The sequence below is a fragment of the Pseudomonas sp. LBUM1649 genome, assembly GCF_059716155.1.
Genome location: NZ_CP166807.1, coordinates 2,943,303 through 2,965,393, shown reverse-complemented (window position 1 = coordinate 2,965,393; position 22,091 = coordinate 2,943,303). Strand labels below are relative to the sequence as shown.

Annotated in this window: 20 protein-coding genes and 2 pseudogenes; 18 read left to right on the top strand and 4 right to left on the bottom strand. The window is 60.5% G+C overall.

The window, feature by feature from the left end; genetic code table 11:
- Positions 1-26 precede the first annotated feature (26 nt).
- From hydA to ACA058_RS13890, 4 genes are all read left to right on the top strand, one after another.
- Positions 27-1,466, top strand: coding sequence for a dihydropyrimidinase (gene hydA / locus ACA058_RS13905; RefSeq protein WP_497639581.1), 1,440 nt, complete (start codon positions 27-29; stop codon positions 1,464-1,466).
- Between the two features lie 182 nt (positions 1,467-1,648).
- Positions 1,649-3,016, top strand: coding sequence for an NAD(P)-dependent oxidoreductase (locus ACA058_RS13900; protein ID WP_497639580.1), 1,368 nt, complete (start codon positions 1,649-1,651; stop codon positions 3,014-3,016).
- The gene (gene preA, locus ACA058_RS13895; protein WP_497639579.1) at positions 3,017-4,291 is read left to right on the top strand and encodes an NAD-dependent dihydropyrimidine dehydrogenase subunit PreA; all 1,275 of its coding nucleotides are present in this window, start codon (positions 3,017-3,019) and stop codon (positions 4,289-4,291) included.
- A 264-nt stretch (positions 4,292-4,555) separates the two neighbouring features.
- Positions 4,556-5,653 carry an RHS repeat-associated core domain-containing protein gene (locus ACA058_RS13890; RefSeq protein WP_497639578.1) on the top strand — a complete coding sequence of 366 codons (1,098 nt, stop codon included), beginning with the start codon at positions 4,556-4,558 and terminating at the stop codon, positions 5,651-5,653.
- A gap of 51 nt (positions 5,654-5,704) precedes the next feature.
- Here the strand turns inward: ACA058_RS13890 and ACA058_RS13885 are convergent, their stop codons facing one another.
- Positions 5,705-6,325 (bottom strand): TetR/AcrR family transcriptional regulator, encoded by a 621-nt coding sequence (locus ACA058_RS13885; protein ID WP_008059330.1) that lies wholly within the window; start codon positions 6,323-6,325, stop codon positions 5,705-5,707.
- Positions 6,326-6,463: 138 nt separating this feature from the next.
- Between ACA058_RS13885 and copC the strand changes: the two genes are divergently transcribed.
- The 4 genes and pseudogenes from copC to ACA058_RS13865 all read left to right on the top strand — a co-directional run bounded on the left by copC (position 6,464) and on the right by ACA058_RS13865 (position 8,124).
- The gene (gene copC, locus ACA058_RS13880; RefSeq protein WP_497639577.1) at positions 6,464-6,826 is read left to right on the top strand and encodes a copper homeostasis periplasmic binding protein CopC; all 363 of its coding nucleotides are present in this window, start codon (positions 6,464-6,466) and stop codon (positions 6,824-6,826) included.
- 3 nt (positions 6,827-6,829) lie between these two features.
- Positions 6,830-7,018: pseudogene (locus tag ACA058_RS13875) on the top strand (copper homeostasis membrane protein CopD); the annotation flags it as partial.
- A pseudogene (locus ACA058_RS13870) lies at positions 7,004-7,180 on the top strand (TRAP transporter large permease subunit); the annotation flags it as partial. The pseudogenes ACA058_RS13875 and ACA058_RS13870, both read left to right, overlap by 15 nt.
- Before the next feature lie 80 nt (positions 7,181-7,260).
- Positions 7,261-8,124 (top strand): aldose 1-epimerase, encoded by an 864-nt coding sequence (locus tag ACA058_RS13865; RefSeq protein WP_497639576.1) that lies wholly within the window; start codon positions 7,261-7,263, stop codon positions 8,122-8,124.
- A 100-nt stretch (positions 8,125-8,224) separates the two neighbouring features.
- On the opposite strand, the gene ACA058_RS13860 is transcribed toward ACA058_RS13865, so the two are convergent.
- Positions 8,225-9,031 carry a sulfite exporter TauE/SafE family protein gene (locus tag ACA058_RS13860; RefSeq protein ID WP_497639928.1) on the bottom strand — a complete coding sequence of 269 codons (807 nt, stop codon included), beginning with the start codon at positions 9,029-9,031 and terminating at the stop codon, positions 8,225-8,227.
- Positions 9,032-9,182: 151 nt separating this feature from the next.
- Here ACA058_RS13860 and ACA058_RS13855 point away from each other — a divergent pair, with 151 nt between their 5' ends.
- Positions 9,183-10,046: an MBL fold metallo-hydrolase gene (locus ACA058_RS13855; RefSeq protein ID WP_497639575.1), complete on the top strand. Its 864-nt coding sequence runs from the start codon at positions 9,183-9,185 to the stop codon at positions 10,044-10,046.
- Between the two features lie 130 nt (positions 10,047-10,176).
- Here ACA058_RS13855 and bkdR read toward each other — a convergent pair whose 3' ends face one another.
- The gene (gene bkdR, locus ACA058_RS13850; protein ID WP_008059350.1) at positions 10,177-10,665 is read right to left on the bottom strand and encodes a Bkd operon transcriptional regulator BkdR; all 489 of its coding nucleotides are present in this window, start codon (positions 10,663-10,665) and stop codon (positions 10,177-10,179) included.
- A 185-nt stretch (positions 10,666-10,850) separates the two neighbouring features.
- Here bkdR and ACA058_RS13845 point away from each other — a divergent pair, with 185 nt between their 5' ends.
- From ACA058_RS13845 to ACA058_RS13825, 5 genes are all read left to right on the top strand, one after another.
- Positions 10,851-12,086 carry a 3-methyl-2-oxobutanoate dehydrogenase (2-methylpropanoyl-transferring) subunit alpha gene (locus tag ACA058_RS13845; RefSeq protein ID WP_497639574.1) on the top strand — a complete coding sequence of 412 codons (1,236 nt, stop codon included), beginning with the start codon at positions 10,851-10,853 and terminating at the stop codon, positions 12,084-12,086.
- Between the two features lies 1 nt (position 12,087).
- Positions 12,088-13,146: an alpha-ketoacid dehydrogenase subunit beta gene (locus tag ACA058_RS13840; RefSeq protein WP_497639573.1), complete on the top strand. Its 1,059-nt coding sequence runs from the start codon at positions 12,088-12,090 to the stop codon at positions 13,144-13,146.
- A complete protein-coding gene (locus ACA058_RS13835) occupies positions 13,147-14,430 on the top strand; it encodes a dihydrolipoamide acetyltransferase family protein (protein WP_497639572.1) in 1,284 nt (427 codons plus the stop codon).
- A 3-nt stretch (positions 14,431-14,433) separates the two neighbouring features.
- Positions 14,434-15,816, top strand: a complete 1,383-nt coding sequence (gene lpdA / locus ACA058_RS13830) for a dihydrolipoyl dehydrogenase (protein ID WP_497639571.1) — start codon at positions 14,434-14,436, stop codon at positions 15,814-15,816.
- 231 nt (positions 15,817-16,047) lie between these two features.
- The gene (locus ACA058_RS13825) at positions 16,048-17,067 is read left to right on the top strand and encodes a branched-chain amino acid aminotransferase (protein WP_497639570.1); all 1,020 of its coding nucleotides are present in this window, start codon (positions 16,048-16,050) and stop codon (positions 17,065-17,067) included.
- A 90-nt stretch (positions 17,068-17,157) separates the two neighbouring features.
- Here ACA058_RS13825 and ACA058_RS13820 read toward each other — a convergent pair whose 3' ends face one another.
- The gene (locus ACA058_RS13820; RefSeq protein ID WP_497639569.1) at positions 17,158-17,496 is read right to left on the bottom strand and encodes an FKBP-type peptidyl-prolyl cis-trans isomerase; all 339 of its coding nucleotides are present in this window, start codon (positions 17,494-17,496) and stop codon (positions 17,158-17,160) included.
- Between the two features lie 144 nt (positions 17,497-17,640).
- On the opposite strand from ACA058_RS13820, the gene ACA058_RS13815 reads away from it, so the two are divergent.
- The 4 genes from ACA058_RS13815 (at position 17,641) to ACA058_RS13800 (ending at position 22,081) form a co-directional block, all read left to right on the top strand.
- Positions 17,641-18,696 carry a M4 family metallopeptidase gene (locus tag ACA058_RS13815; RefSeq protein ID WP_497639568.1) on the top strand — a complete coding sequence of 352 codons (1,056 nt, stop codon included), beginning with the start codon at positions 17,641-17,643 and terminating at the stop codon, positions 18,694-18,696.
- A complete protein-coding gene (locus ACA058_RS13810; protein ID WP_497639567.1) occupies positions 18,693-19,016 on the top strand; it encodes a protealysin inhibitor emfourin in 324 nt (107 codons plus the stop codon). The genes ACA058_RS13815 and ACA058_RS13810 overlap by 4 nt, the downstream gene beginning before the upstream one ends.
- Positions 19,017-19,120: 104 nt before the next feature.
- Entirely contained in the window at positions 19,121-20,929 is a 1,809-nt protein-coding gene (locus ACA058_RS13805; protein WP_497639566.1) for a monovalent cation:proton antiporter-2 (CPA2) family protein, read from the top strand.
- A gap of 51 nt (positions 20,930-20,980) precedes the next feature.
- Complete coding sequence (locus ACA058_RS13800; protein ID WP_497639565.1) at positions 20,981-22,081, top strand: DNA alkylation repair protein; 1,101 nt, start codon at positions 20,981-20,983, stop codon at positions 22,079-22,081.
- The last annotated feature ends 10 nt before the right edge of the window (positions 22,082-22,091 follow it).

Here is a 22,091-nt window from a genome sequence, read left to right as displayed (position 1 = left end):
TCGGTCATGCCTGCGAGGAGCTCGGAATGTCTCTGTTGATCCGTGGCGCTACCGTTATTACCCATGATGAAAGTTATCGCGCCGATGTGTATTGCGCAGACGGCGTAATCAAAGCCATCGGCGAAGACCTCGACGTTCCCGCAGGTGCCGAGATACTCGATGGCAGCGGTCAGTACCTGATGCCCGGCGGCATCGACCCCCACACCCACATGCAACTGCCCTTCATGGGCACCGTGGCCAGCGAAGATTTTTTCAGTGGCACGGCGGCGGGTCTTGCCGGTGGCACTACGTCAATTATCGATTTCGTGATTCCCAACCCGCAGCAGTCCTTGATGGAAGCCTTTCATCAGTGGCGCGGATGGGCCGAGAAGTCGGCGTCCGATTACGGCTTCCACGTCGCCATTACCTGGTGGAGCGAACAGGTTCGCGAAGAAATGGCCGAGTTGGTGATTCATCACGGGGTCAACAGCTTCAAGCATTTCATGGCCTACAAGAACGCAATCATGGCGGCGGATGACACCCTGGTGGCGAGTTTCGAGCGCTGCCTGGAACTGGGCGCGGTGCCCACCGTTCACGCGGAAAACGGTGAGCTGGTGTATCACCTGCAACGCAAACTCATGGCCCAGGGCATGACCGGGCCAGAGGCGCATCCACTGTCGCGCCCCTCGCAGGTGGAAGGCGAGGCCGCGAGCCGCGCCATCCGCATTGCCGAAACCCTCGGCACGCCGTTGTACCTGGTCCACGTCTCGACCAAGGAAGCCCTCGACGAAATCACCTACGCCCGGGCCAAAGGCCAACCGGTCTACGGCGAAGTGCTGGCCGGGCATCTACTGCTGGACGACAGCGTCTACCGGCACCCGGACTGGCAGACCGCCGCCGGTTACGTGATGAGCCCACCGTTCCGTCCTCGCGGTCATCAAGAAGCCCTCTGGCACGGTTTGCAGGCGGGTAACCTGCACACCACCGCCACCGATCACTGCTGCTTTTGCGCCGAGCAGAAAGCCGCCGGCAAGGACGACTTCAGCAAAATCCCCAACGGCACCGCCGGCATCGAAGACCGCATGGCCGTGTTGTGGGATGAAGGCGTGAACACCGGGCGCTTTTCGATGCAGCAATTCGTCGCGCTCACCTCCACCAACACGGCAAAGATCTTCAACCTCTACCCACGCAAAGGCGCGATCCGCGTCGGTGCCGATGCCGACCTGGTGCTGTGGGACCCGCAAGGTACGCGAACGATTTCCGCCAAGACCCATCACCAGCAGGTCGACTTCAATATTTTCGAAGGCAAGACCGTGCGCGGTGTACCGAGCCACACCATCAGCCAGGGCCGCGTGGTCTGGGCCGATGGCGATTTGCGGGCTGAGCGCGGTGCCGGGCGGTACATCGAACGGCCGGCGTACCCAGCGGTATTTGATTTGCTGAGCAAGCGGGCTGAGTTCAATCAGCCGGTTGCGGTGAAACGCTGAAATCGAGGCCTTCGGCCATCGCTACAGTTTAAAAGATCGTTCCCTCGCTCTGCGTGGGAATGCAGCCCGGGACGCTCTGCGTCCCATTGGAACGCGGAGCGTCCCTTGAGGCATTCCCACGCAGAGCGTGGGAACGATCAGCCCGACAGAGGCAGCACCTCAATTACCGTGAGGCCAACACCGTGATCAAGACCCTGACCCACCTTCCGCTTCCCTACGAGAACGCGGCCACCCTCGCCGGCCATTTCACCGACCTGGCGCCGCCACTCAACGATCGCCAGGCCCACCTGGAAGCTTCCCGCTGCCTGTATTGCTACGACGCACCCTGCGTGAATGCCTGCCCGAGCGAAATCGATATTCCCTCGTTCATCCGCAACATTCACCAGGACAACGTGCAGGGTGCGGCGCAGAAAATCCTCTCCGCCAACATCCTCGGTGGCAGTTGCGCCCGGGTCTGCCCGACCGAGATTCTTTGCCAGCAAGCCTGTGTGCGCAACAACGCCCATGAATGCGCGCCAGTGATGATCGGCCTGTTGCAACGTTATGCCGTGGACAATGCGCACTTCCACGAGCACCCGTTCGCGCGCAGTGCCGCCAGCGGCAAGCGCATCGCCGTGGTCGGTGCCGGGCCCGCCGGCTTGTCCTGCGCCCACCGCAGTGCGATGCACGGCCATGACGTGGTGATTTTCGAGGCCCGGGAAAAGGCCGGCGGCCTGAATGAATACGGGATCGCCAAATACAAACTGGTGGACGACTACGCACAGAAGGAGCTGGATTTCCTGCTGGAAATCGGCGGGATCGAAATCCGCCACGGGCACAAGCTCGGGGAAAACCTCAGCCTCAGCGACCTGCATCAACAATTCGACGCCGTGTTCCTCGGCCTCGGCCTGGCGGCCAGCAAACAGCTTGGTCTACTGCATGAAGACGCGCCCGGTCTGGTGGCCGCCACCGACTACATCCGCGAACTGCGCCAGGCCGATGACCTGAGCCAGTTACCGCTGGCCGACCACTGCATCGTGCTCGGCGCCGGTAACACCGCCATCGACATGGCCGTGCAAATGGCGCGTCTTGGGGCGCACGACGTCAACCTCGTGTACCGCCGTGGCGTGGAAGACATGGGTGCCACCCATCATGAACAAGACATCGCCAAAGCCAATCAGGTGCGCCTGTTGACCTGGGCACAGCCCGAGGAAGTTCTGCTCGACGAATTGGGCAACGTGCGCGGCATGCGCTTCGCTCGCACACATCTGGTTGAAGGTCGCCTGCAAACCACCGGCGAATACTTTGAATTGGCCGCAGATGCAATCTTCAAAGCCATCGGCCAAAGCTTCGATTCCAGCGCCCTCGCCGATCCTTTAGCCCGAGAACTCAAGCGTCAGGGCGATCGCATACAGGTGGACGAACACCTGCGCACCAGCATCCCCGGCGTGTATGCCGGCGGCGACTGCACCAGCCTCGACCAGGATCTCACCGTGCAGGCGGTGCAGCACGGCAAACGCGCCGCCGAGGCGATCAACGCTCAACTGATGCTCAACGTGGAGGCTGCGTAAATGGCCGATCTGTCGATTGTCTTCGCTGGCATCAAGTCCCCCAACCCGTTCTGGCTGGCCTCCGCGCCGCCGACCGACAAGGCCTACAACGTGGTCCGCGCCTTCGAGGCCGGCTGGGGCGGCGTCGTCTGGAAAACCCTCGGGGAAGACCCGGCGGCGGTCAACGTTTCGTCGCGCTATTCGGCGCACTTCGGTGCCAACCGTGAAGTGCTGGGCTTCAACAACATCGAACTGATCACCGATCGTTCGCTGGAAATCAACCTGCGGGAAATCACCCAGGTCAAAAAGGACTGGCCGGACCGAGCGCTGATCGTGTCGCTGATGGTGCCCTGCGTCGAAGAATCATGGAAACACATCCTGCCGCTGGTGGAGGCCACGGGGGCCGACGGCATCGAGCTGAACTTCGGTTGTCCCCACGGCATGCCCGAGCGCGGCATGGGCGCGGCGGTCGGTCAGGTGCCGGAATACGTCGAGCAGGTCACCCGCTGGTGCAAGACGTATTGTTCGCTGCCGGTGATCGTCAAGCTGACGCCGAACATCACCGACATCCGCGTGGCTGCCCGCGCGGCTCACCGTGGCGGCGCGGATGCGGTGTCGTTGATCAATACGATCAACTCGATCACCAGCGTCAACCTGGAACGCATGGTTGCCAATCCCATTGTCGGCAGCCAAAGCACCCATGGCGGCTATTGCGGCTCGGCGGTCAAGCCGATCGCCTTGAACATGGTCGCCGAAATCGCCCGCGACCCGCAGACCCAAGGCCTGCCGATCAGCGGCATTGGCGGCATCGGCAACTGGCGCGATGCCGCCGAATTCATTGCGCTGGGCAGCGGTTCGGTGCAGGTGTGCACGGCGGCGATGCTGCATGGCTTCCGGATAGTCGAGGAGATGAAGGACGGCCTGTCGCGCTGGATGGACACTCAGGGCTACGCCAGCATTTCAGAGTTTTCCGGGCGCGCAGTGGGCAACACCACGGACTGGAAGTACCTGGATATCAACTATCAGGTGATTGCGAAAATCGACCAGCAAGCGTGTATCGGTTGCGGTCGCTGCCACATCGCTTGTGAAGATACCTCGCACCAGGCGGTAGCCAGCGTCAAGCAGGCGGACGGCACGCATAAGTATCAAGTGATCGATGATGAGTGCGTGGGCTGCAACCTGTGCCAAATCACCTGCCCGGTACAGGACTGCATCGAGATGGTGCCGATGGAGAACGGCAAGCCGTTTCTGGACTGGAATCATGATCCGCGCAATCCGTATCACGTTGCTTCCTGAAATCAGCGGCGCCTGAACTGACGCTATCGCGGGCAAGTCGAATCGTCGCACCGCCGCTCCCACAGGTTTCTCTGGTGCACACGGGATTTGTGTACGACATGAATCTACTGTGGGAGCGAGCTTGCTCCGGGCGGCGTTCCGACGATGACGCCAGCAGCTACAGCGCCAACCTCAAAGCCTTACACCTATCAGTTCTGCTAGTAGACGCCACTCGAAATATCTTCGAAGCTCACACACAGTCAATTCGCCAGTGTGGATCTCGATATGTCGGACTCATCATTGAAAATTCTTCGCCGCTATCAATACGACCCTCTCGACCGTCTCACGGGCGTCGGACTACTGGCGGGTGACAGCACGCAGCGTTTCTACCAGGAGAACCACCTGATTACCGAGCTGGGACAGCAGATGCAACGAACAATCCTGCGCCATGAAGCTCAACCGTTGGCGCAGCAACAAAGTGCAGCCGGTGTGACCGAAACCACGCTGTTGGCAACCGACCAGGCACATTCGCTGCTGAAAACGGTCTCACCGATGAATCCGCAGCAATTTGCGTATGCCGCCTACGGTAATCATCCAGCCGAAAGTGGATTAAGTCGCTTGATCGGGTTTAACGGAGAATGTCCTGAAGCTATAACGGGTCACTATCCACTCGGACAAGGCAATCGTTTTTTTAATCCTGTACTGATGCGCTTCAACAGCCCGGATGAATTAGGCCCTTTTGATAAGGAGGCGGGGCTTAATACGTATGCTTATTGCAAAGGAGATCCAATTAATTTTTATGACCCAACCGGAAATAATGGCCTCTTCCGTCTTTGGGACGCACCTATAAAAGCATCAAGCATCGCCAAATACTCGCTATATAAAACTCGTCGAACAGCCAGCAGTATCAGCCGATCAAGTCCGTCAGGCAACCCAATTCTGAACAGTATGCTGAATAGACGAATCAGCAATGCACGGCCTTCAACGCCCAGTACGTCAGCGTCAACTTCTCAGCTCGCCGCTCAACCAAGACCCAGCACTTCAACGCTTGCTTCTCAAGAACGTCCGTTTCTACATCCTCTTAGCGAAACCAAAACAAATATGCCTAAGGCCAAGACTCCGTCGCCCAGCGGGCAACGCTATCAAGAACTATTAGACGATGCGCGGAGATATGACAGATATAAAACTAACAATCCAAACTTCACACCAACTGTCGATGACGAACTATCAAACAAGTGGGACCGTTACAACACCCAAGCTTCAAAATCCGAAAGGACGACGCCCAAGCTAACTATCACAAAAGCAAAACATGGTCTCAGAAGGACAGAGCTTGAAATCAAACAACATAACATCAGAAAAATAGATGGCAATACTAACACCTGATAAATCCGCACCTCGCCGAGCTTGGAGCCATAAGATTCGTATGTGATGTTACTATGGCTCCAACCCAATCCCCCGCAATATCACACTCGTCACCGTCTGCACCGCCCGTTCGAACTGCATATCCGACAACGGTTGGTGATCATTCAAAATATTCACCTGATGATCAAAGTCGGCGTAGTGCTGGGTTGAGGCCCAGATCATGTACAGCAGGCTTGAAGGTTCCACCGGCAGGATGCGGCCATCGTCCACCCACTGGCGGATCTTCGCTTCTTTCATCTTGGCCCAGTCGTACAGGCTCGCGTCCAGTGTCACACCCAATGTCGGCGCACCGTGGATGATTTCGTTGGCCCAGACTTTCGAGCCGTAGGGCCGGCTGCGCGAGTGGTTCATCTTGGCGCGGATGTAGCTGCTGAGCACCACGCGGGGGTCATCGAACATCTCGAAGCACAGCGCGTCCTGCTTCCACACTTCCAGCAGGTCGAACAGCACGGCACTGTACAGTTCGGTCTTGGTGCTGAAGTAGTAATGCAGGTTGGAGCGCGGCAGTTGCACTTCGGCAGCGATGTCGGCCATGGCGGTGCTGCCAAAGCCTTTTTCGGCGAAGACCTTCTCGGCCCCCAGCAGAATTTTCTCGACGTTACTGCGACGAATCTCGATCTTGTGATTGCCCATGAGGGCTCCCTGACAACAACATTAAACAAGACTAGCATCCGCTCTACCTCGCGGCGACAGGGCACAGGCAAACTTCGTGCAACCGGCCTTGCGCGGCTAGACTGACCCTCACTTGGAACCGCCGCTGAGGAACTCACCATGCGCTTCAAGAACACCCTGACCGCCGCCCTGTTCGCCTCGCTTTTCTGCGCCTCATCCGTGTTCGCTCACGCCCATCTGAAAAGCCAGATGCCCGCCGCCGGTAGCACCGTCAGCGCCCCTTCGGAATTGAGCCTGACTTTTTCCGAAGGTGTCGAAGCCGACTTCTGCAAAGTCACGATCAGCCACGACGGTGACGACATCCTGGTAAAAAGCCTGGTCACTCAAGGCCCTGATAAAAAGACCCTGATTGTCACTCCGGCTGTCCCCTTGACCGAAGGAGACTACAAAATCGAGTGGCATGTCGTGTCGGTCGATACCCACAAAAGCGAAGGCGCTTACGCGTTCAAGGTTGGCCAGTAATACATGGCGAACGCGATGGTGCTGTGCCGCTTCCTGCATTTCAGCATGGTGCTGATGTTGTTCGGGGCGTGGGTGTTCAGGCCGCTGCTGTTGGGGCGTGAAACAGCACTGGATCAGCCGCTGGCACGCGTCAGCCAGTGGCTGGCAGCCGTGGCGCTGGCCAGCGGTATCGGCTGGATCGGCTTGATCACACCGCCGGTGGGCGCGGTACTCTTCGTGGGGTCGGCCGTGGGTAAAGTCAGCATCGAATCAACCGTCAAGGCCCTGCTGCCGTTCTACGGCGTGCTGTTCCTGGTGCTGATGGCCGTGACCTACATTCCTGCGCTGTCGCTGTGGTTGCCGCATTTGGTGTTGCAAACCTTTAAAAGATCGCAGCCTTGTAGGAGCTGCCGCGGGCTGCGATCTTTTCAATCATTCAACGCAGAACGAAAAACATGACGCTGCTCGAACTCGAAGACGAATTCACCCACCTCACCCTCGCCCCCGAACTCGGCGGCAGCATCGTCAATTGGACCGTGCGCAGCACTGGCCAGCCGTTGTTACGACACGCCGATGAGCACCCCTTGAACATCGGTCTTCCCGGCAAACTTGGCTGCTTCCCTTTGGTCCCGTGGTCAAACCGCATTGCCGAAGGGGGGTTCGACTGCCCGGACGGCTGGCTGGCCTTGGCGCCCAACAGCCTCAGCGATCCGTTACCGATTCACGGCAGCGCCTGGCAGCAGCCGTGGCAGGTGGTTTCCACAACGGCTGACGAAGTGGTGCTGCAACTCGATAGCGCCGAGCCTTTTGCCTATTGCGCCCGTCAACGTTTCCATCTGAGCGCAGGCAAGCTGAGCATCGAACTGAGCGTCACCCATCTGGCCGAACACGCGGCCTGGCATGGCCTGGGACTGCACCCGTATTTTCCGCGCAGTGCCAACACAAGATTGCAGGCCGCGGCTGGACAGGTATGGTTCTGCGATGAGAAAAAATTGCCGACGCAACTGAGTACATTACCTGTCGAATGGGATTTCCAGCAGCCCAAGGCGCTGCCCCAGACACTGGTCGACAACGGTTTCAGCAACTGGGATGGCCACTGCCTGATCCAACAACCCGACCTCGGTTACGAGCTGGAGTGCCAGGCCTCCGGCAGCGATTACTACCTGCTCTACTGCCCGATAGGGTTGGCGTTTTTCTGCATCGAACCGGTCAGCCACCCGGTCAATGCGCACCACTTGCCCGGTCGGCCAGGGTTGCGTTTGCTGGAGCAAGGTCAATCGGCAGAGTTGACGTTCAGCCTGCAATATCGCCCCTTGTAGGAGCGAGCATGCTCGCGATGAACCCGAGAACGCCGCGGGGTGTCAGGCTTCCCGCGTTATCGTTGACGTCCATCGCGAGCATGCTCGCTCCTACAAGAATTCAGCGACCTGCCCGCAATAGCATGTAGGCGGAGACTACCAGGCAGACGCTGGCAAATCCCACCTGCAATGCCCGCGCCGGCACCCGTGCGCAGAGCTTTCGGCCCATGATCATGCCGACGATACTGGCGACGATGAAGGCAACACCCAAGCCGTCGATGCGCACCCCGGCATGCAATGCGCCGATCACACCGGTGGCCGAGATCAGGCTGATGACCATCAGGGACGTGGCGATGATGCCACGCATCTGCACGTCGGTCAGCTGCTTGAAGGCCGGCACAATCAGAAAGCCGCCGCCCACGCCCAGCAAACCCGAGACCACACCGGTCACCGCACCGAGGGCCGCGAGGGTCGCGGTGCATTTGGCAGTCCAGGAAAAGCGCCCGGTCTGCTGATCGAGCATGCAGTTTTTCTGGCCCCAGTTGGCATGGCCGTGGTCGCTCGGCCCCTCCTCCTTGCGCTCGCGACGCAACATCCGCGCAGCCACCATGACCATCAGCAGGCTGAACAGAATCATCAGGACTTTTTCCGGCAGCCGATGGGCGAAGTAGATGCCCAGCGGGGAAAAAATCGCACCCAGCAAGGCAATCAACAGCGCCGCGCGATAGCGCACCAGGCCATGGCGCAATCCATCGATGGCACCGACCGCCGCCGCGCTGCCCACCGCGAACAGTGCGACGGGCGCCGCCGTGGTCATGCTCCATCCCAGCCCCAACACCAGCGCCGGCACCGCAAGAATGCCGCCCCCGGCCCCGGTCAACCCGAGCACCAATCCCATGACCACACCAAAAAAACTCGCCAGCAACATATAACGCTCGTAATCCATGACATACGCCGGGAACGCCCGGTATCGATTGAGTGACAGGATAGAGCACACAAGTTTTTTTCATTAACAGAATTTGTCAGCGCGAGGAGAATGAAACTAACCTCATCGCTTCTCCACGAAAGAACCAACCTCCATGCCCGCCTTGATTGAAGCCTTTTTTGACGACGCCTCGTCCACCTACAGTTACGTGATTTACGAAGCCGATGGTGGGCAGTGCGCGATCGTCGATCCAGTGCTGGACTACAACCCCGCCGCCGGCCGAACCACTACCGTACAGGCCGAACGGATCATCTCCTTCGTGCGCGAACACCAGTTGCAGGTGCAATGGCTGCTGGAAACCCACGCCCACGCCGATCACCTGTCCGCCGCGCCTTACCTGCGGCGGGAGCTGGGCGGCAAGATCGCCATCGGCCAGTCGATCTGCAAGGTCCAGGGCGTGTTCAAGACCCTGTTCAACCTTGAGCCGGAATTTTGTATCGACGGTTCACAGTTCGATCACCTGTTCGCCCCGGACGAGTCATTTCGCATCGGCAACCTCAAGGCCACTGCCCTGCATGTGCCTGGCCATACTCCGGCGGACATGGCTTACCTGATCGACAGTGACGTGATCCTGGTCGGCGATACCCTGTTCATGCCGGACGTCGGCACCGCCCGCTGCGACTTTCCCGGCGGCGACGCCCATCAGATGTTCACCTCGATCCACAAGCTGCTGGCCTTCCCCGCCAGCGTGCGCCTCTACGTCTGCCACGACTACCCGCCCGAGGGCCGTGAACCGTACTGCATGACCACCGTCGGCGAACAACGAAAAAGCAACATCCACGTGCGCGACGGCATCGACGAGGCCGCATTCGTCGATATGCGCACCCGACGCGATGCCACGCTGGGCATGCCGACGCTGCTGCTGCCGGCGATACAGGTCAATGTGCGGGCTGGAAATTTGCCGCCGGCGGAGGACAATGGCGTGGTCTACCTGAAGATCCCCCTGAACAAGTTCTAAAACGACACCCCTCCCTCTGTAGGAGCGAGCATGCTCGCGATGATCGTCAACGATAACGCTGGAAGCTTGACACCCCGCGATAGCCTGACGTCCATCGCGAGCATGCTCGCTCCTACAGGGGTTGGGTAACTCAGGTGCCTAAGGTCAGGCCATTGGCCGGCAACGGCAGCGCCGTCTTGTACCTCACCTGCTTGAGCGCAAAGCTCGACCGGATGTTCGCCACCCCCGGCACTTTGGTCAGAAAGTCCATCATGAAGCGTTCCAGCGACTGAATGGTCGGCACCAGTACGCGGATCAGGTAATCCGGATCGCCGGCCATCAGGTAACACTCCATCACTTCCGGGCGATCGGAAATCGCCTCTTCGAAATGCTGCAACGCCTCCTCCACCTGTTTCTCCAGGCTGACATGAATGAACACATTGACGTGCAGCCCCAGCAAATCGGCATCCAGCAGGGTTACCTGCTCACGAATCAAGCCCAGTTCCTCCATCGCCTTGACCCGGTTGAAACACGGCGTCGGCGACAGGTTGACCGAGCGTGCCAGGTCGGCGTTGGTGATGCGTGCGTTCTCCTGAAGGCTGTTGAGAATGCCTATATCGGTACGGTCTAGTTTGCGCATGAGACAAAAACACCTGCTTTTTATGTTTATGCAGATTTTTTATCTGTAAATGATCTTGAGCGCAACGAAACAGAGAGAAATATTCTTCTTGGCCGGGCCTATGATTGTTGTAGGACAAGATTTCTTCCACAGAACGAAATCTGTCAGCTCACTACAAGAAATTCACAAGATCGAGCGTAGAAGCCATGACACAAGCGTATGAACCGCTGCGCCTGCACGTTCCCGAACCCTCGGGCCGCCCCGGCTGCAAAACCGACTTCTCCTACCTGCATCTGACCGATGCCGGCACGGTGCGCAAACCCCCCATCGACGTTGAACCGGCTGACACGGCCGACCTGGCCCGTGGCCTGATTCGCGTGCTCGACGACCAGGGCAATGCCCTGGGCCCGTGGGCCGAAGGCGTGCCGGTGGAGATCCTGCGCAAAGGCATGCGCGCCATGCTCAAGACGCGGATCTATGACAACCGCATGGTGGTCGCCCAGCGTCAGAAAAAAATGTCGTTCTACATGCAGAGCCTTGGCGAAGAAGCCATCGGCAGCGCCCAGGCCCTGGCCTTGAACATCGACGACATGTGCTTCCCGACCTACCGCCAGCAAAGCATCCTGATGGCCCGTGAGGTGCCGCTGGTGGACCTGATCTGCCAACTGCTGTCCAACGAGCGCGATCCGCTCAAGGGACGTCAGTTGCCGATCATGTACTCGGTGAAAGAGGCCGGTTTCTTTACCATCTCCGGCAACCTCGCCACCCAATTCGTCCAGGCCGTAGGCTGGGCCATGGCTTCGGCGATCAAGGGCGACACCAAAATTGCCTCGGCCTGGATCGGCGACGGCGCCACCGCCGAATCGGACTTCCACACCGCCCTGACCTTTGCCCACGTATACCGCGCGCCGGTGATCCTCAACGTGGTCAACAACCAGTGGGCCATCTCCACCTTCCAGGCGATTGCCGGTGGTGAAGCCACCACCTTCGCCGGGCGTGGCGTCGGTTGCGGCATCGCCTCGCTGCGAGTCGACGGCAACGATTTCTACGCGGTCTACGCCGCTTCCGCCTGGGCCGCTGAACGCGCGCGCCGCAACCTCGGTCCGACCATGATTGAATGGGTCACCTACCGCGCCGGCCCGCATTCCACCTCGGACGATCCATCCAAATACCGTCCTGCCGACGACTGGAGCCACTTCCCGTTGGGCGATCCGATCGCGCGCCTCAAGCAGCACCTGATCAAGAGCGGCCACTGGTCCGAAGAAGAACACACCACCGTCAGCGCCGAACTTGAAGCCGAAGTGATCGCCGCACAAAAGCAGGCCGAACAGTACGGCACCCTCGCCGGTGGCCAGATTCCAAGCGCCGCGACCATGTTCGAAGACGTCTACAAAGAGATGCCGGAGCACTTGAAGCGCCAGCGTCAAGAGTTGGGGATCTGACATGAACGATCACAACAACAAAATCGAGTTGGAAACCGCCATGACCACGACCACCATGACCATGATCCAGGCCCTGCGCTCGGCCATGGATGTGATGCTTGAGCGTGACGACAACGTCGTGGTGTTCGGCCAGGACGTCGGTTACTTCGGCGGCGTGTTCCGCTGCACCGAAGGCCTGCAGACCAAGTACGGCACCTCCCGCGTGTTCGACGCGCCGATCTCCGAAAGCGGCATCGTCGGCGTGGCCGTGGGCATGGGCGCCTACGGCCTGCGTCCGGTGGCCGAGATCCAGTTCGCCGACTATGTGTACCCGGCGTCCGACCAGATCATTTCCGAAGCCGCGCGCCTGCGTTATCGCTCGGCCGGCGAATTCACCGCACCGATGACCCTGCGCATGCCGTGTGGCGGTGGCATCTACGGTGGCCAGACCCACAGCCAGAGCATCGAGGCGATGTTCACCCAGGTGTGCGGCCTGCGCACCGTCATGCCGTCCAACCCCTACGACGCCAAGGGCCTGCTGATCGCCTCCATCGAAAACGATGACCCGGTGATCTTCCTCGAGCCCAAGCGCCTGTACAACGGCCCGTTCGACGGCCATCACGACCGCCCGGTGACCCCGTGGTCGAAACACCCGGCCGCGCAAGTGCCGGACGGCTACTACACCGTGCCGCTGGACGTCGCCGCCATCACCCGTCCGGGCAAGGACGTGACCATCCTGACCTACGGCACCACCGTGTATGTGTCGCAAGTGGCCGCTGAAGAAACCGGCATCGATGCCGAGGTCATCGACCTGCGCAGCCTGTGGCCACTGGACCTGGAGACCATCGTCAAGTCGGTGAAGAAAACCGGCCGTTGCGTCGTGGTTCACGAAGCCACCCGCACCTGCGGTTTCGGCGCCGAACTGGTGTCGCTGGTGCAAGAACACTGCTTCCACCACCTGGAAGCGCCAATCGAACGCGTCACCGGTTGGGACACCCCCTACCCGCACGCGCAAGAGTGGGCGTATTTCCCTGGGCCGTCCCGTGTGGGCGCGGCTCTGAAACGGGTCATGGAGGTCTGAATGGGCACGCACGTCATTAAAATGCCGGACATTGGCGAAGGCATTGCAGAAGTTGAATTGTCACAGTGGCACGTCAAGGTCGGCGACATGGTCGTCGAGGATCAGCTGCTGGCCGATGTCATGACCGATAAGGCAATGGTGGATATTCCATCGCCGGTGCATGGCAAGGTCATTGCCCTTGGCGGCCAGCCAGGTGAAGTGATGGCGGTCGGCAGTGTGCTGATCAGCATTGAAGTCGAAGGCGCGGGCAACGTTAAGGAGTCGGCGCAACCGGCACCTGTGAAAGAAGCGCCAGTCGCAGCGCCGAAAGTCGAAACCGCAATGAAATCAGCAGCGGAAATCAGACCGGTCGCTGCCCCAGCACCGAAAGCTGCCGTATGCCAGGGCCCGATGGTCGCCCGCGAAGCCGATGAGCGTCCCCTGGCCTCCCCGGCCGTGCGCAAGCATGCGCTGGACCTCGGTATCCAGTTGCGTCTGGTGCGCGGCAGCGGGCCGGCCGGTCGGGTGCTGCACGAAGACCTCGATGCCTATCTGGCCCAGGGTCAGTCGAATGCGTCGACCGTCAGCAGCGCTTACGCCCAGCGCAACGACGAAGAACAGATCCCGGTGATCGGCATGCGCCGCAAGATCGCCCAGCGCATGCAGGACGCCACGCAACGCGCGGCTCACTTCAGCTATGTTGAAGAAATCGACGTCACTGCCGTGGAAGAACTGCGTGCGCACCTCAACGAAAAACACGGTGCCACCCGCGGCAAGCTGACCTTGCTGCCGTTCCTGGTCCGTGCCCTGGTCGTCGCCCTGCGTGATTTCCCGCAGATCAACGCCCGCTACGATGACGAAGCCCAGCTCATCACCCGCTTGGGCGCGGTGCATGTTGGCATCGCCACCCAGGCGGATATCGGTTTGATGGTGCCAGTGGTTCGTCACGCTGAAGCCCGTAGCTTGTGGGACAGCGCTCAGGAAATCTCCCGTCTGGCCACTGCCGCCCGTAACGGCAAGGCCAGTCGCGATGAACTGTCCGGCTCGTCCATCACCCTGACCAGCCTCGGCGCGTTGGGCGGCATCGTCAGCACACCGGTGCTGAACCTGCCGGAAGTGGCGATCATCGGCGTGAACAAAATCGTCGAACGGCCGATGGTGATCAAAGGCCAGATCGTGATCCGCAAGATGATGAACCTCTCCAGCTCCTTCGATCACCGCGTGGTCGATGGCATGGACGCGGCGCAATTCATCCAGGCCGTCCGTGGCTTGCTCGAACAACCCGCTACCTTGTTTGTGGAGTAAGTCATGCAAACTTTGAATACCACTCTGCTGATCATCGGCGGCGGCCCTGGCGGTTATGTGACCGCGATCCGTGCCGGCCAGCTGGGCATTCCAACCATTCTGGTGGAAGGCCAATCCCTGGGCGGCACTTGCCTGAACATCGGCTGCATTCCGTCCAAGGCCCTGATTCACGTGGCTGAACAGTTCCACCAGACGCAACAGCACAACCAGCATTCTGCTCTGGGCATCAGCGTTTCGGCGCCGACCCTGGACATCGGCAAAAGCGTGGAATGGAAGGACGGCATCGTCGACCGCCTGACCACGGGTGTCGCGGCTCTGCTGAAAAAGAACAAGGTCCAGGTCGTTCAAGGCTGGGCCAAGGTGGTTGATGGCAAAACCGTCGACGTCGGCGACACGCGCATTCAGTGCGAGCACCTGGTGCTGGCCACTGGATCCAAAAGCGTGAACTTGCCGATGCTGCCGATTGGCGGGCCGATCATCTCCTCCACCGAAGCCTTGGCGCCGACGTCCGTGCCCAAACGCCTGATCGTGGTGGGCGGCGGCTATATCGGCCTGGAGCTGGGGATTGCCTATCGCAAGCTCGGTGCCGAAGTCAGCGTGGTCGAAGCCCAGGAACGCATCCTGCCGGCCTACGATGCCGAACTGACCCAACCCGTGCACGACGAACTGAAAAAACTCGGCGTGAAGCTTTACTTGAAGCATAGCGTGCAAGGCTTTGATTCATCTGCAAATACTCTGCAGGTAAGCGACCCTGATGGCGGCACCCTGAACCTGGAAACCGATCAGGTACTGGTGGCCGTTGGTCGCAAGCCCAACACCCAGGGCTGGAACCTTGAAGCGCTGAATCTTGCGATGAACGGCGCGTCGATCAAGATCGACAACCGCTGCCAGACCAGCATGCGCAATGTGTATGCCATCGGCGACCTCAGTGGCGAACCGATGCTCGCTCACCGAGCCATGGCTCAGGGCGAGATGGTGGCCGAACTGATCAGCGGCAAGAGCCGCGAGTTCAACCCCACCGCCATCGCCGCCGTTTGCTTTACCGATCCGGAACTGGTTGTGGTCGGCAAGACCCCGGACGAAGCCAAGGCGGCTGGCCTGGACTGCATCGTGTCGAACTTCCCGTTCGCCGCCAACGGCCGGGCAATGACACTGGAGTCCAAAAGTGGCTTCGTGCGCGTGGTCGCTCGTCGGGATAATCATGTGATTGTTGGCTGGCAGGCGGTGGGGGTCGGCGTATCCGAATTGTCCACGGCGTTCGCGCAAAGCCTGGAAATGGGCGCGCGGCTGGAAGACATCGGCGGCACTATCCATGCGCATCCGACGCTGGGCGAGGCGGTGCAGGAGGCGGCGTTGCGGGCCTTGGGCCATGCGTTGCACCTCTAAACCCTACGCTGGATCGTTCCACGCTCTGCGTGGGAATGCATCCCGGGACGCTCCGCGTCCCAAAGCGGACGCAGAGCGTCCATTGAGGCATTCCCACGCGGAGCGTGGGAACGATCAAAGGGGCGAATTCCGGGCTGCGATTTCGGCCCGGAATGAAGTATTGTTGTGCCCATCCAGAAAACGTCAGAAACATTGAACCGTTTCGGCGGTTGTTAAGTGATAGAGGGTGTCATGGGTAACGAGAGCATCAATTGGGACAAGCTGGGTTTTGACTACATCAAGACCGACAAGCGCTATCTGTCGCACTGGCGTAATGGCGAGTGGGACACAGGCACCTTAACCTCTGACAATGTGCTGCACATCAGCGAAGGCTCCACGGCCCTTCACTATGGCCAGCAATGCTTCGAGGGCCTGAAGGCCTACCGTTGCAAGGACGGTTCGATCAACCTGTTCCGCCCGGACCAGAACGCCGCACGCATGCAACGCAGCTGCGCGCGCCTGCTGATGCCGCAGGTGTCCACCGAACAGTTCATCGAAGCGTGCAAGGAAGTGGTGCGCGCCAACGAGCGTTTCATCCCGCCTTACGGCACCGGCGGCGCGCTGTACCTGCGTCCGTTCGTGATCGGCGTGGGTGACAACATCGGCGTGCGTACCGCACCCGAGTTCATCTTCTCGATTTTCTGCATTCCGGTCGGCGCCTACTTCAAGGGCGGCCTCACCCCGCACAACTTCCAGATCTCCAGCTACGACCGCGCGGCCCCGCAAGGCACCGGCGCAGCCAAGGTCGGCGGCAACTATGCGGCCAGCCTGATGCCGGGTTCCAAGGCCAAGAAAGCCCACTTCGCCGACGCTATCTACCTTGATCCGATGACCCACACCAAGATCGAGGAAGTCGGTTCGGCCAACTTCTTCGGGATCACCCACGACAACAAGTTCGTGACCCCGAACTCGCCGTCGGTGCTGCCGGGCATCACCCGCCTGTCGCTGATCGAGCTGGCCAAATCGCGCCTGGGCCTGGAAGTGATCGAAGGTGACGTGTTCATCGACAAACTGGCGGACTTCAAGGAAGCCGGCGCTTGCGGTACTGCAGCCGTGATCACGCCAATCGGCGGCATCGACTACAACGACCACCTGCACGTGTTCCACAGCGAAACCGAAGTCGGCCCGATCACCCAGAAGCTCTACAAAGAGCTGACCGGCGTGCAAACCGGCGACATCGAAGCGCCAGCGGGCTGGATCGTCAAGGTTTGACCTGACGCCCCTCTGCAATAAAAATCGCCGCCCTCAAATTCGAAGGCGGCGATTTTTTTTGCCCGGGCGGCAGGCCTGACAGCACCCGCATCAATCATCCCGCGTCAGCACTTCCAGCAACTCGATCTCGAATATCAGGTTCGAATTCGGCGTGATCTTGCCCATCGTGCGCTCGCCATAGGCAAGGTGCGCCGGGACCAGCAATTTGCGCTTGCCACCGACCCGCATGCCCATCAGGCCCTGGTCCCAGCCCTTGATCACCCGCCCGGTGCCGATCACGCACTGGAACGGTTTGCCTCGACTGTAGGAAGAGTCGAATTCGCTACCGTCCTCCAGCCAGCCGCGGTACTGGGTGGTGATCAGCGCGCCTTTGACGGCGGCCTTGCCGTCACCCGGCTCAAGATCAATGATTTGCAGTTCGTCGTTCATGTTCTTAACTCATCTACAGTGCCCTGGACTTGCGGGCGCGGACGGAGGTTTTCGCAGAATCCGCTGCCGATGGCAACCCGCGGAACCGAACGCCCCTGCGCCGCTCACAAAAGTATCGTCTTCGCGATAAGAAAGGATGCTCTGATGACCGACCTGCGCAGTTTCATTCCGCCGTACATTCTGCATCGTATCGTCGCGCATGGTTCTGAACGCCAGCGTTCCAGCGCGATGAGCACGCTGGTTCATGTGCGTACCCTGTGGCACCCGCCTGGCCCACCGGTACGCTCTGCTGCCGCCGCGATCCTGCCGCCCCCCGGCAAACCTGGCCAGGCGCAGCGCAGCGTGCATGATGCCCAGGGCAAAATGCTCTTGCCCGGCATGCCGGTGCGCCTTGAAGGGCAGGCACCGAGCGGTGACCCGGCGGTCGATGAAGCCTTTGACGCACTGGGGGCCAGCTACGATTTCTTCTGGAAGGTGTTGGGCCGTGACTCCATCGACAATAAAGGTTTCGCCCTGATCGGCAGCGTGCATTATGGCCAAGACTATGAAAACGCCTTCTGGAACGGCTCGCAGATGGTCTTCGGTGACGGCGATGGCGAAATCTTCCAGCGCTTCACACGCTCGCTGGACGTGGTCGGGCACGAACTGACCCACGGCGTGGTCGAGAGCGAAGCGGGCCTGTTGTATGCCGACCAGTCCGGGGCGTTGAATGAATCGCTGTCGGATGTGTTTGGCGTCCTGACCAAGCAATATCTTCTGGGGCACACCGCCGACCAGGCGGACTGGCTGATCGGCGCGGACTTGCTGACACCGCGCATCAAGGGCATCGGCTTGCGCTCGATGGCCCACCCGGGCACCGCCTACGACGACCCGCTGCTCGGCAAGGACCCGCAACCAGATCACATGCGCAAATTCGTGATCACCCAAGAGGACAATGGCGGCGTGCACATCAATTCAGGCATTCCCAATCGGGCGTTTTATCTGGCAGCCAAGGCCTTGGGCGGATTTGCCTGGGAAAAAGCCGGGCTCATCTGGTACGACGCACTCTGCGACAAGCGCTTGAGCCGCGAGGCTTCATTCAGTGCCTTTGCAAAACTGACCGTCGAGCATGCACGGCGGCGCTTCACCGCCAATGAAGCCCGGTCGGTGCAGCATGGCTGGTCTGAAGTGGGTGTCAATCTGACGCGGGAGGAACCATGAAAACCCTGCCAACACTGGACGACCGCTCGGTTGTGCGCCTCTCTCGCCAGGGCGGCTTCGCAGCTATCCAGGCCATGACGCGCCCCCGGGAGATCGAATTCGCTCAGTGCAATATCGAGCAGCGCTCGCGCATTTGTGTGCTGCTTGAAGGTTGCCTGCCCCTGGCCAGCTCGGCCACAGGCGGGGGCGACCAGCGCTTTTACCAGATCGAGCTGCGCTACCGCGAAGGCGAGCAGGACGACCAGATGGTGTTGAAAGTGCCGGAAAACCAGGCCCCCGATGAGCTGGTGCAGCTCTGGGAAATAGGTGAGTTGTTGTAGCGGCGCGGCATTGCCCGCTCGATAGCAGTTCGCGCGATAGCCTTGAACCAAGACCAGCCTTTATCCTTGTCGACCCGCCGTACCGAGTTGATGGAGTTTTTCTCATGCCCCATGAAGGCAGTCTGTTGCAAGCCGCAGTCGTGTTTCTGCTCGCGGCCGTGCTCACCGTTCCCCTGGCCAAGCGCCTGCAATTGGGCGCGGTGCTGGGTTATCTGTTTGCCGGGGTGATCATCGGCCCCTCGGGGCTGGGCCTGATCGGCAATACGGAAAGTGTCGCGCACATCTCGGAACTCGGCGTGGTGTTGCTGCTGTTCATCATCGGTCTGGAGTTGTCGCCACGACGGTTGTGGGTGATGCGCAAGGCGGTGTTCGGCGTCGGCCTGGCGCAAGTACTGCTGACCGGGGCGCTGCTGGGCGTGTTGGCGCTGTATGTCTTCGGGCAACCCCTGAACACCTCGATCGTGCTGGGCCTGGGACTGGCCCTGTCGTCCACCGCGTTCGGTCTGCAAAGCCTGGCCGAACGCAAGGAGCTGACCAGCCCTCACGGGCGCCTGGCGTTCGCGATCCTGCTGTTTCAGGACATCGCCGCGATTCCGCTGATAGCCATGGTGCCGCTGCTGGCAGGCAGCGATCAAAACCTCAGCGCGGCCGACGATGTGAACCAGGGTCTGCGCGTGCTGATCAGCATCGCCATTGTGGTGGTCGGCGGGCGCTACCTGCTGCGCCCGGTGTTCCGCGTGGTCGCCAAGAGCGGCTTGCCGGAAGTGTCCACCGCGACCGCGTTGCTGGTGGTGATGGGCACCGCCTGGCTGATGGACCTGGCCGGTATTTCGATGGCCCTCGGTGCATTTCTTGCCGGCCTGCTGCTGGCGGACTCCGAATATCGGCACGAACTGGAAGCGCAGATCGAACCCTTCAAGGGCCTGCTGCTGGGGCTGTTTTTCATGAGCGTCGGCATGGGCGCCAACCTGAGTCTGCTACTGAGCGAGCCCATCGTGGTGCTGGGGCTGACCGTGCTGCTGATTGCCGTCAAGCTGCCGTTGCTGTTTGTCGTGGGCCGACTGGCCGGCGGTTTGAACAAGATCAGCGCCATTCGCCTTGGCATCGTACTGGCGGCCGGTGGTGAATTTGCCTTTGTGGTGTTCAAGATCGGCCGTGATCATGGCTTGTTCGATCCGCGCCTGTACGACTTGCTGGTGCTGGCGATCACCCTGTCGATGGCATTGACGCCACTGCTGCTGCTGTTGTGCGCTCGACTGGTCAGCCCGAAGGTGCAACCGTTGGCGGTGCCGGAGCAATTTCGCGAGATCGACGCCGATGAACCCCGTGTGGTGATCGCCGGCATGGGCCGTATGGGGCAGATCGTCGCGCGTATCCTGCGGGCACAGAACATCAAGTTCGTGGCCCTCGACACCTCGGTGGAAACCATCGAACTGTCGCGCAGCTTCGGCGGCGTGCCGGTGTACTACGGCGACCCGATGCGTCCGGAAATCCTCAGCGCGGCCAAGGTCGGGGATGCCGAATTCTTCGTCATCGCCACCGACGACCCGGACACCAACATCAAGACTGCCGAACTGGTGCACAAGCTCTATCCGCACATCAAGATCATTGCCCGCGCGCGCAACCGCCAGCATGTGCATCGACTGGTGGACCTGGGTGCCCACGCGGTGCGCGAAACCTTTTACTCCAGCCTGGAAATGAGCCGGCAGACCTTGATCGGCCTGGGACTGACCCAGGCCCAGGCCGATGCCCGGATCAAGCGTTTCAAGCATCACGACGAGCAGGTGCTCGAAGCCCAGCATGCGATTTACGACGACGCGGTGAAGGTCAAGCAGACGGCGCAGGAAGCGCGGGCGGAACTGGCACGGTTGTTCGAGTCGGACCAGTTGGAAGAGCAAGCGAAGAACGGTTGAGGTGAATGTTCAGACCTCTTCGCGGTAAACCACAATCACACGGACCACACCATGGCTGGCGACACATCCTCCCCTGCTCTCAAGGAAATCTTCAACGCCGAACGCCTGCGGCACATCGCCACCGAGATGACGGCGGTATACCCCGGCTTCGATGCGAAGGGCTTCCTGAAACTGGCCAACAATGGTCTGGCCGAGTTGTCGGTGATGCAGCGCCTGGCCCGAGTCAGCGAATCCCTGCACGCGGTACTGCCGCTGGGTTATGAAGCGTCGCTGGAGGTATTGCGCGCCCTCGCCCCTCGCCTCAACAGCAGCTTTGTCAGCATGTGCCTGCCGCATTACGTGGCGACATATGGCGCGGATCGGTTCGACCTGTCGATGGAAGCGCTCAAGTACTTCACCGCGTTCGGCTCCTCGGAATTCGCCATCCGCCATTTCCTGCGCGGCGATATGCAACGCTCGCTGCAGCTGATGCATGACTGGTCGCTGGACGCCAACGAGCATGTCCGGCGCCTCGCCAGCGAAGGTTGCCGGCCGCGCCTGCCGTGGTCGTTTCGCCTGGAGCAGGTCCAGGCCGACCCGCAACTGGCCGCCGGGATCCTCGACAACCTCAAGGCCGACACCAGCCTTTATGTGCGCAAGTCCGTGGCCAACCACCTCAACGACATCACCAAGGACCATTCCGAGTGGGTGCTGGACCTCATTGAGGGCTGGTCGCTGGACAACCCGCACACCGCGTGGATCGCCAGGCACGCCCTGCGCAACCTGATCAAACAGGGCAACATGCGTGCCCTGGCGATCATTGGCGCAGGCGGCAAGCCTGAGGTTCAGATCATCGATGTGCAGGTCAATCCGCCGGTGATCGGGCTCGGCGAAAAAATCACCCTGTCCTTTGCGGTCAAATCCACGGTACAAGACAGCCAGCGCCTGGTGATCGATTACGCCATCGACTACGTCAAGGCCAACGGCAGCACCTCGGCCAAGGTCTTCAAGCTCAAGGCCCTGACGCTGCCGGGCAACGCCACACACTCCATCGCCCGCGGCCAGCACATCAAGGAACTCACCACCCGCAGGCATTACGCGGGCAAGCATGCAGTGCATGTGCTGGTGAATGGCGAGCGGCTGGCCAGTACGGCGTTCGAAATATTGGCCTGAGACGCGGAAG

Coding starts and splice junctions, on each gene's coding strand:
- ACA058_RS13885 (WP_008059330.1), bottom strand. CDS start 6,325: ATGGGCAATCACAAGATCGAGATTCGTCGCAGTAACGTCGAGAAAATT.
- bkdR (WP_008059350.1), bottom strand. CDS start 10,665: ATGCGCAAACTAGACCGTACCGATATAGGCATTCTCAACAGCCTTCAG.
- ACA058_RS13855 (WP_497639575.1), top strand. CDS start 9,183: ATGCCCGCCTTGATTGAAGCCTTTTTTGACGACGCCTCGTCCACCTAC.
- ACA058_RS13860 (WP_497639928.1), bottom strand. CDS start 9,031: ATGTTGCTGGCGAGTTTTTTTGGTGTGGTCATGGGATTGGTGCTCGGG.
- ACA058_RS13825 (WP_497639570.1), top strand. CDS start 16,048: ATGGGTAACGAGAGCATCAATTGGGACAAGCTGGGTTTTGACTACATC.
- ACA058_RS13805 (WP_497639566.1), top strand. CDS start 19,121: ATGCCCCATGAAGGCAGTCTGTTGCAAGCCGCAGTCGTGTTTCTGCTC.
- lpdA (WP_497639571.1), top strand. CDS start 14,434: ATGCAAACTTTGAATACCACTCTGCTGATCATCGGCGGCGGCCCTGGC.
- ACA058_RS13865 (WP_497639576.1), top strand. CDS start 7,261: ATGACGCTGCTCGAACTCGAAGACGAATTCACCCACCTCACCCTCGCC.
- hydA (WP_497639581.1), top strand. CDS start 27: ATGTCTCTGTTGATCCGTGGCGCTACCGTTATTACCCATGATGAAAGT.
- ACA058_RS13800 (WP_497639565.1), top strand. CDS start 20,981: ATGGCTGGCGACACATCCTCCCCTGCTCTCAAGGAAATCTTCAACGCC.
- ACA058_RS13815 (WP_497639568.1), top strand. CDS start 17,641: ATGACCGACCTGCGCAGTTTCATTCCGCCGTACATTCTGCATCGTATC.
- copC (WP_497639577.1), top strand. CDS start 6,464: ATGCGCTTCAAGAACACCCTGACCGCCGCCCTGTTCGCCTCGCTTTTC.
- ACA058_RS13890 (WP_497639578.1), top strand. CDS start 4,556: ATGTCGGACTCATCATTGAAAATTCTTCGCCGCTATCAATACGACCCT.
- preA (WP_497639579.1), top strand. CDS start 3,017: ATGGCCGATCTGTCGATTGTCTTCGCTGGCATCAAGTCCCCCAACCCG.
- ACA058_RS13845 (WP_497639574.1), top strand. CDS start 10,851: ATGACACAAGCGTATGAACCGCTGCGCCTGCACGTTCCCGAACCCTCG.
- ACA058_RS13840 (WP_497639573.1), top strand. CDS start 12,088: ATGAACGATCACAACAACAAAATCGAGTTGGAAACCGCCATGACCACG.
- ACA058_RS13835 (WP_497639572.1), top strand. CDS start 13,147: ATGGGCACGCACGTCATTAAAATGCCGGACATTGGCGAAGGCATTGCA.
- ACA058_RS13810 (WP_497639567.1), top strand. CDS start 18,693: ATGAAAACCCTGCCAACACTGGACGACCGCTCGGTTGTGCGCCTCTCT.
- ACA058_RS13820 (WP_497639569.1), bottom strand. CDS start 17,496: ATGAACGACGAACTGCAAATCATTGATCTTGAGCCGGGTGACGGCAAG.